The sequence below is a fragment of the Flavobacteriaceae bacterium genome (genome assembly GCA_003443635.1).
In the GTDB taxonomy this organism is placed as follows: domain Bacteria; phylum Bacteroidota; class Bacteroidia; order Flavobacteriales; family Flavobacteriaceae; genus AU392.
The window spans coordinates 1692918-1709171 of sequence record CP031964.1 but is presented as its reverse complement, the minus strand read 5'-3'; the positions used below and the strand labels follow the sequence as shown (position 1 = coordinate 1709171).

Here is a 16254-nt window from a genome sequence, read left to right as displayed (position 1 = left end):
CTTAAATAGAACAGAATAAAACAAGTTATCCCTACGTAGCTTTATAAATGAATATTGATTCAAAATTAACCAACAAATACATATTCAATGAAATCTTTATTAAAAACGTACAAAAAGTTATTAGCTATTTTACTAGTAATAGTAAGTTGTCAAGCAGAAGATGATCAGTTAGAGATTATTCCTGAACAATCAGAATTTAAAAGTGAAATTTCAAGTACTTTGATGTCGTTTGAAAAAATCCCTCATTACTCTCAAATACAATCTAAGATGGATGATTTAAAATCTTCTATTGGACAAATGCAAGAGAGTTATGTTTCTGGATTAAATATTCAAAATGAGAACACAGAACCAAAAGGAGTAGAAGTATTGTATGATAATGTGTTGTACATGACTTATGCAAATACTCACACGTATACTTTTACAGTTATTAGAGAGAAACCAAAATATTATATCGAAAACATTGTACTACACTATAATATTGAAAGTAATTTTTATGATGAATACTTAGTTCAATATGATGTTACTGCAGAACAATATTTATCACTAGCTAGAGGTGAATTATTAACAGAAAAAGCTGAAACTATAATAACACCTTTAAATAAAGGTACTTTTGATTCATATACTACATCTGCTGGAGGTTCAACATGTAGTGTTACCTGTTCAACAATTAATGTACCGTGTGCTAGTGGTCTGCATGAAGTAAATGATCCACAATGTGATTTTATTCCAAAATATCCCGATTCAATGGCATTTTCTTATGTTGGTTGTACTACAACCTGTGTTGATGTTACATTGAGTGATAATGATAATCCAACACCATTAAGCGGCGGCAGTGGTGGTGGCAACGGTTCTGTAAATACTAGCCCATTACCTGCAAACCCTTGTATACCATCTAAAACATTACCTGGTTTTGGAAACGATATTGGAGATGTGGGCATAATAGGTGGAAATGGAGAATGTACGCCAGTTGAGGACTTTGAAATTTTTACGAATCATCAAAGTTTTGTCAATACAAAAACTAAATGTATTCATGATAAATTAGCAAATGACATATCTGATAATAATTTCTATGAACAATTGCTTAGTCTTTTTAGAAGCGATCCAACTGATATTTTACAATATAAAGTTGGGATTACTCCAGGTCAGGACTGGGGAATTACAAAAGGGCATGAAGCAAACAACTTTAGTAGTGGATTTGACTTTTATACAATAACAACTAGTCATGCAATTGAAAATTCTTCAAATTTAGCAAGAATGGTAACATTGGCTCATGAATTGACACATGTTATGTTAATGAGAACATTGGATGAATTGGGTCTTATAGTGTTTCTACCTAATGGAGATCCTCAACTTAATGTAGATTGTGGCAACTATGCTATTAATTTACTATTGAGCCCTTTATCAGTAAAACATAGATTCGCTGCGTTAATTTGTGTATATAATCAGGCTAACCCTACAAGTTTGCAATGGACACATTCTTTATTTAACACAGCTAGTTTTAATGTTATGAGCTACAAATCACAAATCGAAAATTTAATTTTAGAAGAAAATGACTGGGCTAACGAAAATCCTTTTTTAATTTCGAGTATGCAAGATGAGTTTGGGACAGATTGGAAAGAAAAAACATCTGAATATATCAGTTGGGTTGGGTTAGAGCAAACCACTGAATTTACTACATGGGCAGTTGCAAATAATTTAACTTCTAATGTTGTAAATGGTGTAATATCATATCCAGCTTTTAATACTGTTATAGCCAACATAAAGGCCTTAGGTAGTAAGAAATGTGATTAGACCCTAACTTAATTATAAGACCTTAGAATGAATAAAACATTTAATATATACTGTGATGAAAGTTGTCATTTAGAAAATGATCATAAATCATTTATGTTTTTAGGATCAGTAAGTTCAGCTTATAATCAAGTTAAGTTACACACAAAAAACATAAGTGAACTTAAAAAAAAACATAATTTCTATGCTGAAATTAAATGGTCAAAAGTATCTAAATCTAAACTTCGATTTTACTTAGACTTAGTAGATTATTTCTTTGCAACAGATTTACGTTTTAGAACAGTAGGAGTAGATAAATCTAAAATTAACAATGGTGCTTTTTACCAATCATATGACGATTTTTATTATAAAATGTATTATTATTTACTTAATCATAATATACATAGTCATCACAAATACAATGTTTTTCTTTGACAAAAAAGACTTCATACTTCGCTAATTCTGCAAGTAATTTATATCTTTCAGATGCTGATTCTAATCCATATTTATCTCCTTTTTCAATAAAGGATTTAAGAGATTTTACTTCTTTATATTTTTCTTCCAGTATTTCAAACGAAAAAGCACCTCCTCCCTCTGATTTCATTTTATCTTTTTTAAAATAGTAATGATTCTTGTCGTAAAGCTCATTACCCTTTACTAAATAATTTTCTTCAATCTTAAAAAACAGCGTATCTTTTTTAACCGTTTGATCCTGTGCATTAAGAGTAATCGTAGTTAATATTATTAGTAAAGCAATTATATATTTCATAGCCTCTTAATCTGTTGGACAGTTATTAACGGTCATAATCTTTATTCTATTTCAGAAGCAACAGCAACCTCAATAAATGCTGGATTATTTAAATTTTTCATATCCACAAAAAAGATTGCATGATTTTCAAATTCATTTAAAGCATAGTAGCATGAGATATTACCATTATTATATATCTTAGAGTTACTTCTGATATATTCTTTAAGGCTTTTAATCCTGTTCTTACTTACTGGTATCTGGTATTTTATATTTTGTTGCTTAAAAAAAAGGACTTCTCCATTATTCTTTGCTCCATCTTTAATAAAATACTTATTTTCATTTGAAAAATGCTCCCCTTTGATAATGTAATCTTTTTGTAATTCAAAAAAAAGAGTGTCTTTTTTAACAGTTTGATCTTGTGCCTTACAACTAAACACAATTAATATTAGGATTATTTTTAGTATGTATTTCAGCATATTTTAAAAAGGCATAAACCAATGTTCATCTACAATGATCCACTCATTATTAACTTTTTCTAAAAAAAGTATACCCCCTTCTGGATAACGATCTTTATACCTGTAGTGACAGCGAATGGCAGCTTTATTTTTTACTTCATTATAAACAATATTTGAAAAATTAAACCTATAATCAATATCTATATAATTGCTATACCTACCATTTTTTAAATGTTTTGAAGAATTAAAATACGTTATAGAGTCAAAATATATTGATTGTTTTACTTTTTTTAATTTAATGTAACTAATATCAATAGGGTTGACCTTGTTTATAGAATCAATTAATTTAAGATTATTAAAATTATTAGTCTTATATCTTTCTGTTATAATTTCATATTCAGGAATAAAATACAATAAGCTAGTATCTATAGCAATCGTTCTAAATTTATTTACAAAATCAATCATTTTTTTATTAGCTTCTAAAGAATCTTTTGTGGAATACCTTCCTTTAGCAGAAATTGGAGATAAATTTCTAGGGCTTATACGAATGCCAACATTATCGATTACTTTACTAATTATTTCATAATCGTCAGTATTTACTTCAAAATTAATTTCTTGAGTTTTAGTGTCATTATAACACGATTGAATAAATATTAAAAAAAGGAAAGAAAATATCTTCACATTTCTCTTAATTAACACAATCATTACCAACCATCGTTTCATCTACTATTTTTTTTATTTTAATTTCTATTCCTTCATTTACAAAATGAACAAAATTGATATTTTCATCAAAATATCCATCTACACCATATGGTTCTAAACCAGCCCAAGCGAACGGTAAATAATCTTCAACTGGAAGTCTTAATCCATCTAATTCTCTTATAGCTCTTGCAATAGGGTAAACAAATCTGTCAGCCATATGTTGGTGTTGCGCCACTGATGTGTTAGTATATGATCCATTTTGAACGTTATATTGATTATATTTATTATATAAATTAATTCTATCATTAGGGTCTACACTACCACCATTTTCTTTCACATATCTATAAATCTCTGCGTGTATGCCTTCGTGCAAAATATTTGCTGCTTGCTCTAAAACAGATAGCCCTTTATCAGCAATTTTAATTGTTAAATTATTATTTGCTAAATCATCGGTATTTGTGCAGGCTTCACCACCAGTATTACATGAACCATAAGTAAATTTTAAATTGTATTTGGCTCCAGGTATTCCAAATAATCCAATAGTTTCATTAAATAGATTTCCGTTAGTTTGTGCTAATAAATCGTAAGCACATTTTTCTTTACCTGTAAGATCGCTTACATCAATTTCAAATAGCAAATCTAACAAGTTTATTGCTGGTTTACATTCATTAGCTACTGTATCAAAATATGCATTTGGTCCACAAGTATTATTGTCATTACCATCACCATTTGAGCCTCCACTTCCACCGCCTCCAGTAAGATAAGTAATAGGTTCAGAATCATTATTTGGGTCATAATCAGGTAAATTAGACGGTTCAAATATCTCAATAGGGGTAATGGTATTTGGAGAACCACCACCACCTGTAAGATATACTTCAGTTATGAATTCACAACAACTAAAATTATCTATTGAACATACACAATTAGCTCCTGTACTAGTTGCTATTAGCGGTTTGTTTTCAATTAATTCTATTTCCTGACTAGTTGTTTGAGCAACTTGATTAGTATTTGTATCTGCTAATCTTTTTACAATAACTCCACTTTCAACCTTATACAAATGAATAAGATTACCTTCTAAACTATGCAAGAAATAATATCCATTAAACCCGTTGTCTTGATTGCTATCATCACGAACCATACTTAATACTGCTGTATGCATTTCATCATTAGCGTTAAGTGCTAACACACGACTATAAACATTTGATGGAGCAGATGGAATAGTAGCAGGTATAACTGTCATAAAAGCATTACTGTTCCGTAATTGCTCTTGCCTTACATTCTCCAAATCAGGGACAACGAAAGCAGAATTGCTATTTTCACCTCCGAAAACAGAAAAAGTAAGTTCTCCTTCTGTATTACTTGGTTGAAATAAATTTAAAATATCTTCGGGGTTGGTGGTTTGAAAAATTTCTTGTTCTTCCTGAATAATTTCTAGAGGCGCATCATCTTGTGTACAACTTACTAATAATAGAAATAATATTAAGAAAGCACTTAAAATAGGTTTGTGTTGTTTCATTTACATTTTTGTTTTTAAATTATGGATTAATATTAAATACTACAAAATGCTATTAAAACAGCTAATTAGGGAACTGCTATTTTTAAATTAGGGAGTGGTATTTTTTAATGAGTAAATGTCATTCTTGCTATCAAGGAATAATTAACACTATAAAATAAAGTAACAAATACATTTAATACACGTCTAAGAATGTTATAATTCGATATAATCAATATAAAAACCAAATAAAACAGAAAATAAATATGGCCTTAAAAGATAAATCTACTGGAGAATTAAATGGAGAATTAAAAGCATTAAAACTTATTAGTGCAGCATTGATAAGCATTATGTCTTTACTACTTATTGTTTGTACATACGGATTGGTGACAAAAGAAAAAGACAGTATTTTTACAGCTTTACTTATAATTCCTCCCGCATTGGGTGTGTTTATTCCTTTGAATTATGGAAAAATGAAAAAAATAAAAAAGGAATTAGATGGGAGAAATTAGTTGGATTAATTTTCTTCGTAATTCACCCAAAATATAAATGGAATTTTAAACTATAACCTTGAAAAAATAGTTTCATTTCTATTGCTATATACGTAGAACTACGTATGTTTTTTGATTCATTACATTTGATATAATTCTCGCGAGGAATTGGCAGATATCGTGAATGCCATTAAATGTTCACGGTTTTAATTATTAAAACTTTTTATTATGAAAAATTTATTGAACTTAGGTAAAGTCCTAGATAAATCAGAACAAAAATTTATTAATGGAGGGTTCTCTCCAAATGGTGAATGCTTCACAAATGAAGATTGTGAATGTCCCGTAAATTTATGTGGTGATCCATTTGAGGATATACAATATGTATGTTTTGTTGGGCGATGCATTTTAGAATAATAAATCATATATTTAATAAATAGAGAGCAAGTTTAATACTTGTCTCTCTATTGTGTATCCAATATTAATTCGATTAGTATTCCAAATCATGAGCCATGTATTTCTTTCTTTGCTTTGAAGTGCATTTAATATTTTTATAAATATTACAAGTTTATAGGTTTGTAACTTTTATTCATTTTCTCATACTAATTATTATATGAAATTTCTAATCTTAATTATTATAATTGCGCTTTTATTTTTATGGGCTTACTTTTTTCCAAAAGGAGTTAAGATATTTGGGATACCTGCTGAAACACTTTTTAAAAAAGAGAAGGGTGATAAAAATGACATTGATTAACTACAGGTTTCAGTTTTATTATATTTGGATTATGAAAAAAATTTGGAATAAATTATTATTTATTTTAATGACACTTTTTATAATACCGATTTATAGTTTATTCGAATCCCCTCAATCAAGAGCAATTTCCATAATTTGTATTATACTTTTTCTTATATTATTAATTCTTAGAGTTTTCACTTAATTACAGCTTTAACATTTACTTATATATAAACTTATATGTTATTTCCTACTTTAGATATATTATTCTTCGCGAGGGATTGGCAGATATCGTGAATGCCATTAAATGTTCACGGTTTTAATTATCAAAACTTTTATTATGAAAAATTTATTGAGCTTAGGCAAAGCTTTAAACAAGTCGGAACAACAATCTATTAGTGGAGATGGATTATCTACTTCAAATTGCATCTCTCCATATTTTGTCGAAGATGGAATTTGTGATTCAGGGGACTATCCTCATCCTACTTTAGGGCATTGTGTCTGTTGTGTTCGTTAATATAAATAAGCGATCTTCGGGTCGCTTTTATTTTCCCTTTTCATCTTAACTAATTATTCTTTTCTTTTTAAAATCATTGTGTTTTCAGTTTTAAACTCTATGGGGCGAACATTATTGGAACTAGTAGCCAATAATAAATCATTTTTACCAGTAAATTTTGCCAAAAACAAAATTCTATACTGCTCACCAGTTTCTAATAAAGTATATATAAAGTCTAATTGAATTGGGTTTGTTTTATAATTTATTTCATAAGTAAAAGAAGCTTTCTTTCCTTCTATTTGATAATCATCTCCTCCTAGAGTTTGTCCTTCAAGATAAAGAATAACATTTTTCTCTTTATCAAAACTTATAATTCCATCACTTCCCAAACCATCAACAGCCCACTTACCAATAAAATCATTTGATTGACTAATACAGTTTAGAGAAATAAGCAAAAGTGATAAGGTTAGTAATTGTTTCATAGTTGTTTGTTTATTCAGTTCTTGTCAATACAATTGAATTGTCATCAGTGAATTCGGTTGGTCTTACTCCGCTATTGAATCCTGATGCCATAACGAGTGTGTTTTTATCTTTAAACTTGGCTATGAACATCAACTTTTGTTTAGCACCATTAACTTTAAATGTAATTATAAAATCAACTTTCACAGGATTTGCATTAGTATTTATTTCATATACCATAGAAGCTTTCTGATTGGACATAATAAATTCTTTTCCTCCAATTGTTTGTCCATCAAATTCACAAGTTATAAATCCCTCTTTGTCAAAATTCATATATCCTACTTCTCCTTTATCTTCACCAACCCATTTACCAATGAAATCATTTGATTGACTAATACAGTTTAAAGAAATAAATAATAGGGCTATTGTTAATAGTTGTTTCATGTTTATAGTTAGTTTTTGTTTAGTATTTTTTCTTATCTGACTCATACTCTTCCTTTGTAAGTGTACCATTATAATATAACAATATTATTTGAAGCTTTACACTCTTTTAGTTTTTGACTAAATGAATTAAAGGAAATGAATAATACACAAAGTATTAATATAATTTTCATAAGTATAAGAATTTCTAAGAAAGATAAATAATTATTTTTTGTACGTAAGGCTACGTATATTTAAGGGTTCGTTAAGTGATAGGTGTGCAATTAATTTACTAATTTTGAGAGTATATATAAATAATTAAGGTATATACACTAGTGAACATGTCTTCTCTGTATTATGTTTAATCTCCCATGAACTGAAGAATTAGAAACTAAACAAAAAATGAATTATAAAATTTACCAAATAGATGCTTTTACCGATAAGGTTTTTTCAGGAAATCCAGCAGCAGTTTGTCCACTTAAAGAATGGTTAAGTGATAAACTATTACAGAGAATTGCAATGGAAAACAATCTAGCAGAAACTGCTTTTTATGTAAAACAAGGCGATCAATATCAAATTAGATGGTTTACACCAAAAGTAGAAGTTAACCTATGTGGACATGCAACTTTAGCAGCAGCATATGTTTTATTTAATTTGGAAAACTATAAAGAGGGCTTAATTAATTTTTACTCTACCCGTAGTGGAAAGCTAACTGTCACTAAAAAAAATGACTATTTAACATTAAATTTTCCAACAGATACTATTGAAAATATAGATCTATCTAAAGATTTAACAAGTGGATTTGATATTGCACCCATACAAGCTTTAAAAGGCAAAACGGATTTTGTTTTAGTTTTCGAAAACGAAAATCAGGTCAAACATTTAAAGCCTGATCTAAAACATATTTCAACTCTTAATGGCAGAGGTTTAATAGCCACTGCAAAAGGAGATAACGTAGACTTTGTGTCAAGGTTTTTCGCACCACAATCAGGGATTGATGAAGATCCAGTAACTGGTTCGGCTCATACCACCTTAACTCCATATTGGGCAAATAAACTTGGTAAAACAGAGTTATCTGCAATTCAACTTTCAGAGCGTAAAGGATATTTACAATGTAACCTTTTAGGTGATAGAGTTGAGATTTGCGGGCAAGCAAAATTATATTTGATAGGAGAAATATATACAGAATAAAAAAAGCAGTTAATTTTAATTCACTCAGTTACGTTTAGCATAGCAATTCTAATACTATAAATACAAAATAATGAAAAGCTCTAAGTCACATAAAATTAGCTTGTTTAAAGAGCAAGAGGAGGTTAATTGTTATGAGAATAGCACAATTCTTGAAGCTACATTAGCAGCTCATATTAATCATGCACACGCTTGTGGCGGACAAGCAAAATGTTCTACTTGCAGAGTAAGTATCGTTAAAGGAATAGAGAATTGCAGCTCAAGAAGTAATGCAGAACAACAAATTGCAGAGAAGTTAAATTTCCCTATAGAAATTCGTTTAGCTTGTCAAACTCATATTACAGGAGATGTATCAATCCGAAGGATGGTGGCAGATAAATTGGATATGGATATTATTAATGAACAATTTTCTGAGGATTCAAAAATCGCTCTTGGTAGCCAGCAAAAACTAACAATAGTATTTATAGATATTATTAACTATACAGCTTTAGCAGAAAAATTTCCTCCATACGATATTGTACATGTATTAAATCGATATTATCGAATTATGAATACGATTATTCAAGATAATAAAGGAATTATAAGTGATGTAGCTGGTGATGGGATTTTGGCTGTTTTTGGTATAGATAACGAAGGTCGCAATTCTGTTTTAGATGCCATACATGCAATAGAAGGAATGCATAAAAATTTAGAATTATTTAATGTATATCTTAAAGAAAATTTTAATATTCAATTCGGAATTCGAGCGGGTATTCACTACGGAAATGTTATTGTAGGCCCTTTTGATACTGGTGCAATGAAAAAATTGGCTGTAATAGGAGACAATGTAAATTATGCAAGTCGTATTGAAGCAGCAAACAAAAAGTTTGATACTAAGCTTTTACTCTCTGAAGAAGCTTATCAAAAAATCAATAAAAAATACCCTAATCACAATTCTTTTAGTACTACTTTAAAAGGGAAGACTGGGCAGTATAAACTTTATGAAATTAAAATATAACACACATTAATTAGCGAAGATAAGTTACTTTTTACCTCTTCTGATTCTACTTAAGGTTTCTTGACTAATTCCTAGCATTGATGCTATATGACCTAGGTTTGCACGTTGAGTAATATTTGGAAAAACAGAAATCAATAATTCATATTTTTCTTTTGCAGACAGCAAATAATACCCTTTATAAAAATCATCAATTAAAGCTACTACTTCTTCCATAACTAATCTTCCAAAACGCTCTAAACTTGGGTATTTTAAATAAAGTTCCTCCCATTGATCATAAGTTATTGAATAGACGATTGCATCATTAATCACTTCAATATATTCTGTAGATGGTTTACACAATAAATAACTATGCCAAGAAGTAACTATAGTGTTTTCAGGGTAAATCCAATACGTAATATCTTTCCCTTTTTGAAAAAAATAAGTTCGTATCGTCCCTTTTGACAAAAAATACAATCTTTTACAGATTTTCCCTTCTTCTAAAAGTAATTCTCCTTTTATGATACTCTCTTTACGCATTATATTAGTCATCTCAACTTCTATTTCAGGAGAAATATCAATATATTGCTTTATGTAAGTCAGAAATGGGTTCATTAAGTTAAAATAATAAATTGATTATAATTTCAATCAGTAAAATTGAACTTCTTTATCTTATTTTTTGATTTAAGTCAAAAGATTGAGTTTTAAGGTTAAATACTTTTGTAAAAAATTACAATAATGAAATCATCAATACTATTATTTAGAAGTTTGGCTATTATCATTTTTATAGCAGGAGGAGCGCATTTATTCAATTATTTATCTCCTAATCAAACCTCATCAATTGAAACTAATTCCAATCTTTTAAAATCTGAAAATAATATAGAAGAAAAAAGTGCTCTTCAAAATAGAATACCGTTATCCGTTAAAGATATCACAGGCAAATGGAAAGTGGTTTATAATTCTGAAGAGTTTAAAGGCTCAATTATATATAACCTTATAAATGAAAACAATCTTATAAATGCTTATACTTGGGAGTATCAAGATGAAAACGGTAATGGCGAAAAAGCAGCAAACGAAATTGCTTTGATTATTCAAGAGTTTGATGGTAGTAATGGAAAAGGCTCATATAACATTATGTATGAAGGCAAAAAATATGATGTAGATTGTGAGATTAAAATTATTAACAAAACAACCTTTGAACTAAGCTATGATTATTATGGTTATGGTGATACAGAAACTTGGAAAAAATTATAAATTATGATTGAGTTTTTATCAAAAGAATTACAATGGATTGATGTAGAATATTGGTTTTATGTCCTAAACGACTTGAGTTTAATTTATATCATTCTTCCTTTCTTTATATTGGAACTTATTCGATATGGTTTTCAAAAACGTTTAACAAAGGATTTGGTATTCGACTCTATTGCTAATATTATAACTTTTGGCGCCTTTTTAATAATAGAAATTATTTTAGGAATATTAGCAGTAACTAAAGTTTACTTTTGGGTTTATGAACATTTAAGTTTTCCTCATTTATCTTTAAATTGGATTACAATTTTCAGTTGTATTCTATTAGCAGATTTAGCTTATTATTGGGAACATAGAATGATGCATCGTATCGGAATTGGCTGGGCTACACATACAGTACATCACAGTTCTGAGCATTTTAATATGTCTGTAGCTTATAGATTTGGGCCTTTAGACGCTATTCTCCCAATTATATTTTCTATTCCAATTGTCATGCTAGGGTATGATCCTATTTTAGTATTGTTATCTGAAGTATTTGTTCAGGTTTTCCAAACATTATTACATACCGAGATTATAGGCAAACTCACAAAGCCAGTTGAGTTTATTTTTAATACCCCTTCACATCATAGAGTGCATCACGGGTCAAATAGACAATATTGGGATAAAAACTATGCAGGTATTTTAATTATTTGGGATAGAATGTTTGGTACTTTTGAACCAGAAGTAGAGAAAGTAAACTATGGTATTTCTGAAGCTTTAAACTCAAATAATCCTATTAAAGTTTTCTTGCACGGTTTAACTAGACTATATCGTAAAATACAGCATACTAAAGGAGTTAAAAATAAATTTTTAATATTTATTAAACCTCCTGATTGGGAGCCTAAGTAAAAAAGCCTGTTTCTTGATATATCTTTATTTCAGTTTAAAACCTTTTACTAATAAATTAGATTTTAAACTCATTAGTCTTTGTCTCTTGCCGCTTTAAACTCACTACCGTCATACCATTTAGGGAAATAGTCTTCATTAGATAATTTTAGACCTACTTGATAAAATAATTGAGCATCAAGTTGAATCCCACTTAATTCTGTTGTATTCGGATCATATTCATCTAATGGTTGGTGATATCTATGTATACGATATTCATCATTTAATTGTTTGATCTCTTCAATACTATGCTCAAATCCTTCATACGATCCGCTTGCATATAATGCGGGTATTCCAATTTTAGCAAAGTTAAAATGATCAGACCTAAAGAAATATCCTTTCTCAGCTTCAGGATCTGGGATAATATAACGTCCTTGCGTTTCTGCAACTTCTTTAGCATATTCATCCATTTCTGAATGTCCAAATCCTGTAATAGTTAAATCTTTCATCTTTCCAGGACTAGAGAGTGCATCCATATTTATATTTGCTACTGTTTTTTTAGGATCATATATGGGGTGTTCTGCATAATAACCAGAGCCTAATAATCCTTGCTCTTCTGCAGTTACTGCAATAAAAACAATAGAACGTTTTGGTTGTTCTCCTTTAGTAAACGCTTCAGCAATACTTAAAAGGCAAGCTGTACCTGATGCATTATCGACAGCACCGTTATAAATAGAATCATTTTTCACAGGTTTCCCTACACCTAAATGATCCCAATGTCCAGAGTATATAATGTATTCATCTTTATGTTCTGAACCAGGAAGTATAGCAATCACATTTTTAGAAGCATCTCTTTTAATTTTATTTGCAATCTTTACTGATGCTGTTAAGCCTAACGGCATTGGTTTAAAATCTTTTCGCTTTGCCAGTTCTTGATAATTTTTATTTTCTAGAATTGAAGCTTCAAATAATTTTGCAGTGCTTTCGTTAGAGATCCAACCTTGTACATCTGCAACAGGAGCTTCGCTTTCTAAATTTAATTTAGCGCCACTCCAACTTGATTGAACAACATTCCACCCATATGATGCTGCCTCAGTCTCGTGAATTATAATCACTCCAGCTGCACCTTGTCTACCCGCTTCTTCATACTTGTATGTCCATCGCCCATAATAAGTCATCTCATTTCCTTTAAATAATGTTTTATCTCCTGATTTAAATCCAGGGTCGTTTACTAAAACAACAGCTGTTTTACCTTCCCAATCAATACCTTCATAATCATTCCATCCGTATTCAGGAGCAACAACGCCGTAACCTGCAAAAACAAGTTCAGAATTTTCTAAACTAACTTCATTATCTGTTTTAAGAGTAAGTGCCACAAAATCTTCAGAATAATTTAAATCAAAATCACCTTTAGGTCCAGAAATAGTCATTTTTTCTGAAGGTGTCCCTGTAATCTCTACCATAGGAACGTCTTGAAAATAACTATCTCCATTTCCAGGTAAAAGACCTAATTTAGAAAATTCTTCTTTTAAATATGTTGTTGTTTTAATTTCGCCTTCTGTAAAAGGCATCCGTCCCAAAAACTCATCTGATGCTAAACGCTCGATGTGTTTTCCAATAGTTGATTCATCTACTTCTATTAGTTGGTTTTCTTCTTTAGTTTCGGATTTACAACTTGCAAGAAATAAAACAAGTACTACTGCTATATATTTTTTCATCTGTTATATTAATTATTGACTAGTTATAAATTTAAACTATTCTTTTAATAAGACTTTAGCATTTTCTATACTCTTAAGCATTTTAGTTTCTAAAGCCTTTACCAATTGCTCTTCTTTATCAAGAAGTTCTTGTTTTTCTTTATTTAAAGTTTTTCCTTCTAATATTTCTTCATAAGTAAAACGATCTCCAAAACCTTGCATCCAATTCATCATCGATTCATGCGCATCTTTTAAATCGTTAACAGCTGTTTGATGTTTTAAAGAATCTGGACTACTATTAAGCTGAGTTATTAAATTTCCTATGACATTCATTTTTGGCATCAACTCGTCATGAATAGCAACAACTTCCTTCATTTGCTGAGTATCGTCAGTTTTCTGTTCTTTTTTACAAGAAGTCATACCAATCAACATTAGCATACAAAAAACAGTAATAATTCGTTTCATCAGATTCAATTTTTAGTGAATTTCAAAGATAACTTATTCTATTATTTTTTCAACTCTAAAATTAGTATAGTTTTTAGTTTTCAATTGTAACTTATAATGGTATTATTACGACTATATAAACTAAACTTCGTAAATATTTATGGCATCATACATATCAAAACAATTCATTATGTGTTTGTTATGCTTATGTATATATACTACTAACAGTGCACAAGAGTTTAATATTGATGCAGGTATTTTATTAAAAACTGAAATTACTTTAGGCAACCAGAATCAATGGTTAAAAGTTGGAGTATTTGGATTTGGTACTGCTAACTATGGAGATATTTCTATTGAGAGTGGTTTATCATTAGCTGCTTATTCTTTTTTAAAACGACATACAGTTAAACAATCTGGATTAGGTTATTCTTATGAGTTTTTTGCTTTAGGAGGTATTGGTCAGAATACAAATTTATTAGGATCTGCAATCTCAAATGTTAATACAGCATTGCTTTTTAATCCAGAAGGAGAAGGAGGATTTAATGGTATTGGTTTAGGTTTTGGAAAAGATTATTTACCTGGTAATTTAAAATCTTATGGCTTGCGTAATGGTGCTATTTTACTTCGTTTCAGTAATGCAAATCATAGCATACATCTCGCTTTTAGAAATGATCTTAAATTTGGAGTTTTTAACGGGCAAGGTACAGATTACGGATCTACAGGTTCTTTAAATATTGGGTTCACTAATATTCAAAATGTAAATACCTTATATAAATTAGGGTTTGTAGTCGATTTATTTACAGCTCGTCCCAATTATAGTTTATCTCCTAGAAACCCTATTAATTCTGATGATGGTCGTAAAAATGTATGGTTTACACTCCCTCCTTTTAAAGATTTATTTTATGGTAACGTATATGGTTATGGGCTATATCAAAACAACAATTACTCTCTTTACACTAAGCTTGGTGTAAATAGTCAGAAAGCTGGAGCTTATATTCAAAATATATTACACGATGGTTATGGGTTAAACCCAAGGTTTCCTTGGAATGTAGAAGCAAAAGATAAATTGTTTTTTGAGTTTAGTGGCAATTTATTTTATAACGAACTAAGCGATGATTAAACAAATTATCATATTAGGTTTGTTATTAGTGCTACTTATAAGTAGTTGTTCTACTTATACTGCATTTTATAGCAAAACAGTAACTAGTGTAGATACAAGTACATCATTTTCTAAAACACATCGTATTGATTTAAGCCATCAAAACTTAACCATTCTACCTAAAGCAATAACCAAATTACCATCACTTAAAATGCTGGATCTAACTGGGAATACAAGCTTAGATTTAGATAAAGCATTCCAAAGTTTACAATACCCAAATCAATTAGAAATTCTTATTTTAGATAGTTTATCTATTTCAACATTACCAAAATCTATTTTACGATTTAAACACCTAAAGCAGTTATCTCTAGGTTATAATCCAGGGATAAATTTAGATATTGTTTTTAATCAAATTAATAAATTACCTCTTGCTTTTTTAAATTTAAAAGAGAATAAAATTAAGAAACTCCCATCGTCAATTTCATCATTAAAACTGTTACGCGATTTAAATTTATCTTATAATCAGCTTACTGATGAGAAAAGCTATACGTATATAGGTTCTATACCCAAATTGTATTCGTTATGGTTAGATCATAATAAGTTAACAAAGCTTCCGCCTACTATAAATACGATTAGTCAAATTCGTTATTTATATATAGATCACAACGATCTTTTAGAGCTTCCTAAAGAAATCTCAGGAATGTCTAAAGTTTGGGTTATACATGCTGGTTTTAATAAATTTAAAGAACTTCCTAAAGCACTTATAGGCATGAAAGCACTTCTTATGGTTTATATTAATAATAACGATATTACTAGCTTTCCTGTAGAATATGAAAAAGGCAATTATAGTTTAAAAGGATTATTGCTCGATAACAATCCTATTTCTACTCAAGAACGTATTCATGCAAAAAAAATATTTAAAGGGTTTTTCTTATTATCATTTGAGCAAAAATTGTATCCTTCAAAATAACTTTTTGATTG

The 16254-nt window shown here is 29.4% G+C and carries 20 protein-coding genes; 11 read left to right on the top strand and 9 right to left on the bottom strand.

What is annotated here, in order from left to right; translation table 11 throughout:
* Positions 1-87 precede the first annotated feature (87 nt).
* Both D1817_07785 and D1817_07780 read left to right on the top strand, forming a co-directional pair.
* Positions 88-1791: a hypothetical protein gene (locus D1817_07785; protein AXT19783.1), complete on the top strand. Its 1704-nt coding sequence runs from the start codon at positions 88-90 to the stop codon at positions 1789-1791.
* Positions 1792-1818: 27 nt separating this feature from the next.
* The gene (locus D1817_07780; GenBank protein ID AXT19782.1) at positions 1819-2202 is read left to right on the top strand and encodes a DUF3800 domain-containing protein; all 384 of its coding nucleotides are present in this window, start codon (positions 1819-1821) and stop codon (positions 2200-2202) included.
* Here the strand turns inward: D1817_07780 and D1817_07775 are convergent.
* From D1817_07775 to D1817_07760, 4 genes are read right to left on the bottom strand one after another with little or no spacing between them, the layout of a single operon-like run.
* Complete coding sequence (locus D1817_07775) at positions 2156-2536, bottom strand: hypothetical protein (protein AXT19781.1); 381 nt, start codon at positions 2534-2536, stop codon at positions 2156-2158. The two genes, D1817_07780 and D1817_07775, sit on opposite strands and share 47 nt — an antisense overlap.
* A 41-nt stretch (positions 2537-2577) precedes the next feature.
* Entirely contained in the window at positions 2578-2991 is a 414-nt protein-coding gene (locus D1817_07770) for a hypothetical protein (GenBank protein ID AXT19780.1), read from the bottom strand.
* 3 nt (positions 2992-2994) lie between these two features.
* Positions 2995-3675 carry a hypothetical protein gene (locus D1817_07765; GenBank protein ID AXT19779.1) on the bottom strand — a complete coding sequence of 227 codons (681 nt, stop codon included), beginning with the start codon at positions 3673-3675 and terminating at the stop codon, positions 2995-2997.
* Positions 3659-5188, bottom strand: a complete 1530-nt coding sequence (locus D1817_07760; GenBank protein AXT19778.1) for a hypothetical protein — start codon at positions 5186-5188, stop codon at positions 3659-3661. The genes D1817_07765 and D1817_07760 overlap by 17 nt, the downstream gene beginning before the upstream one ends.
* A 242-nt stretch (positions 5189-5430) precedes the next feature.
* On the opposite strand from D1817_07760, the gene D1817_07755 reads away from it, so the two are divergent.
* The 3 genes from D1817_07755 (at position 5431) to D1817_07745 (ending at position 6902) form a co-directional block, all read left to right on the top strand.
* Positions 5431-5676: a hypothetical protein gene (locus D1817_07755; protein AXT19777.1), complete on the top strand. Its 246-nt coding sequence runs from the start codon at positions 5431-5433 to the stop codon at positions 5674-5676.
* A gap of 207 nt (positions 5677-5883) precedes the next feature.
* Positions 5884-6069: a hypothetical protein gene (locus tag D1817_07750; GenBank protein ID AXT19776.1), complete on the top strand. Its 186-nt coding sequence runs from the start codon at positions 5884-5886 to the stop codon at positions 6067-6069.
* 623 nt (positions 6070-6692) lie between these two features.
* On the top strand, positions 6693-6902 hold the full coding sequence (locus D1817_07745) for a hypothetical protein (GenBank protein ID AXT19775.1): 210 nt from the start codon (positions 6693-6695) through the stop codon (positions 6900-6902).
* A gap of 53 nt (positions 6903-6955) precedes the next feature.
* Here D1817_07745 and D1817_07740 read toward each other — a convergent pair whose 3' ends face one another.
* Together D1817_07740 and D1817_07735 are read right to left on the bottom strand one after the other, a co-directional pair.
* Positions 6956-7363, bottom strand: a complete 408-nt coding sequence (locus D1817_07740; GenBank protein AXT19774.1) for a hypothetical protein — start codon at positions 7361-7363, stop codon at positions 6956-6958.
* Positions 7364-7373: 10 nt separating this feature from the next.
* Positions 7374-7829, bottom strand: a complete 456-nt coding sequence (locus D1817_07735) for a hypothetical protein (GenBank protein ID AXT19773.1) — start codon at positions 7827-7829, stop codon at positions 7374-7376.
* 333 nt (positions 7830-8162) lie between these two features.
* Between D1817_07735 and D1817_07730 the strand changes: the two genes are divergently transcribed.
* On the top strand, positions 8163-8951 hold the full coding sequence (locus D1817_07730) for a PhzF family phenazine biosynthesis protein (GenBank protein AXT19772.1): 789 nt from the start codon (positions 8163-8165) through the stop codon (positions 8949-8951).
* 70 nt (positions 8952-9021) lie between these two features.
* Positions 9022-9945: an adenylate/guanylate cyclase domain-containing protein gene (locus D1817_07725; GenBank protein AXT19771.1), complete on the top strand. Its 924-nt coding sequence runs from the start codon at positions 9022-9024 to the stop codon at positions 9943-9945.
* Between the two features lie 24 nt (positions 9946-9969).
* Here D1817_07725 and D1817_07720 read toward each other — a convergent pair whose 3' ends face one another.
* The gene (locus tag D1817_07720) at positions 9970-10536 is read right to left on the bottom strand and encodes a Crp/Fnr family transcriptional regulator (protein ID AXT19770.1); all 567 of its coding nucleotides are present in this window, start codon (positions 10534-10536) and stop codon (positions 9970-9972) included.
* A 123-nt stretch (positions 10537-10659) separates the two neighbouring features.
* Between D1817_07720 and D1817_07715 the strand changes: the two genes are divergently transcribed.
* Together D1817_07715 and D1817_07710 are read left to right on the top strand one after the other, a co-directional pair.
* Complete coding sequence (locus D1817_07715) at positions 10660-11175, top strand: hypothetical protein (GenBank protein ID AXT19769.1); 516 nt, start codon at positions 10660-10662, stop codon at positions 11173-11175.
* Positions 11176-11178: 3 nt separating this feature from the next.
* Positions 11179-12057 carry a sterol desaturase family protein gene (locus D1817_07710; GenBank protein ID AXT19768.1) on the top strand — a complete coding sequence of 293 codons (879 nt, stop codon included), beginning with the start codon at positions 11179-11181 and terminating at the stop codon, positions 12055-12057.
* A 71-nt stretch (positions 12058-12128) separates the two neighbouring features.
* Here D1817_07710 and D1817_07705 read toward each other — a convergent pair whose 3' ends face one another.
* Both D1817_07705 and D1817_07700 read right to left on the bottom strand, forming a co-directional pair.
* Positions 12129-13751 (bottom strand): peptidase M28, encoded by a 1623-nt coding sequence (locus D1817_07705; GenBank protein AXT19767.1) that lies wholly within the window; start codon positions 13749-13751, stop codon positions 12129-12131.
* Between the two features lie 36 nt (positions 13752-13787).
* Positions 13788-14195, bottom strand: coding sequence for a hypothetical protein (locus tag D1817_07700; protein ID AXT19766.1), 408 nt, complete (start codon positions 14193-14195; stop codon positions 13788-13790).
* A 169-nt stretch (positions 14196-14364) separates the two neighbouring features.
* Here D1817_07700 and D1817_07695 point away from each other — a divergent pair, with 169 nt between their 5' ends.
* Positions 14365-15294, top strand: a complete 930-nt coding sequence (locus D1817_07695) for a hypothetical protein (protein ID AXT19765.1) — start codon at positions 14365-14367, stop codon at positions 15292-15294.
* Positions 15287-16243 (top strand): leucine-rich repeat domain-containing protein, encoded by a 957-nt coding sequence (locus D1817_07690; protein AXT19764.1) that lies wholly within the window; start codon positions 15287-15289, stop codon positions 16241-16243. Before D1817_07695 ends, D1817_07690 begins: the two co-directional genes overlap by 8 nt.
* The last annotated feature ends 11 nt before the right edge of the window (positions 16244-16254 follow it).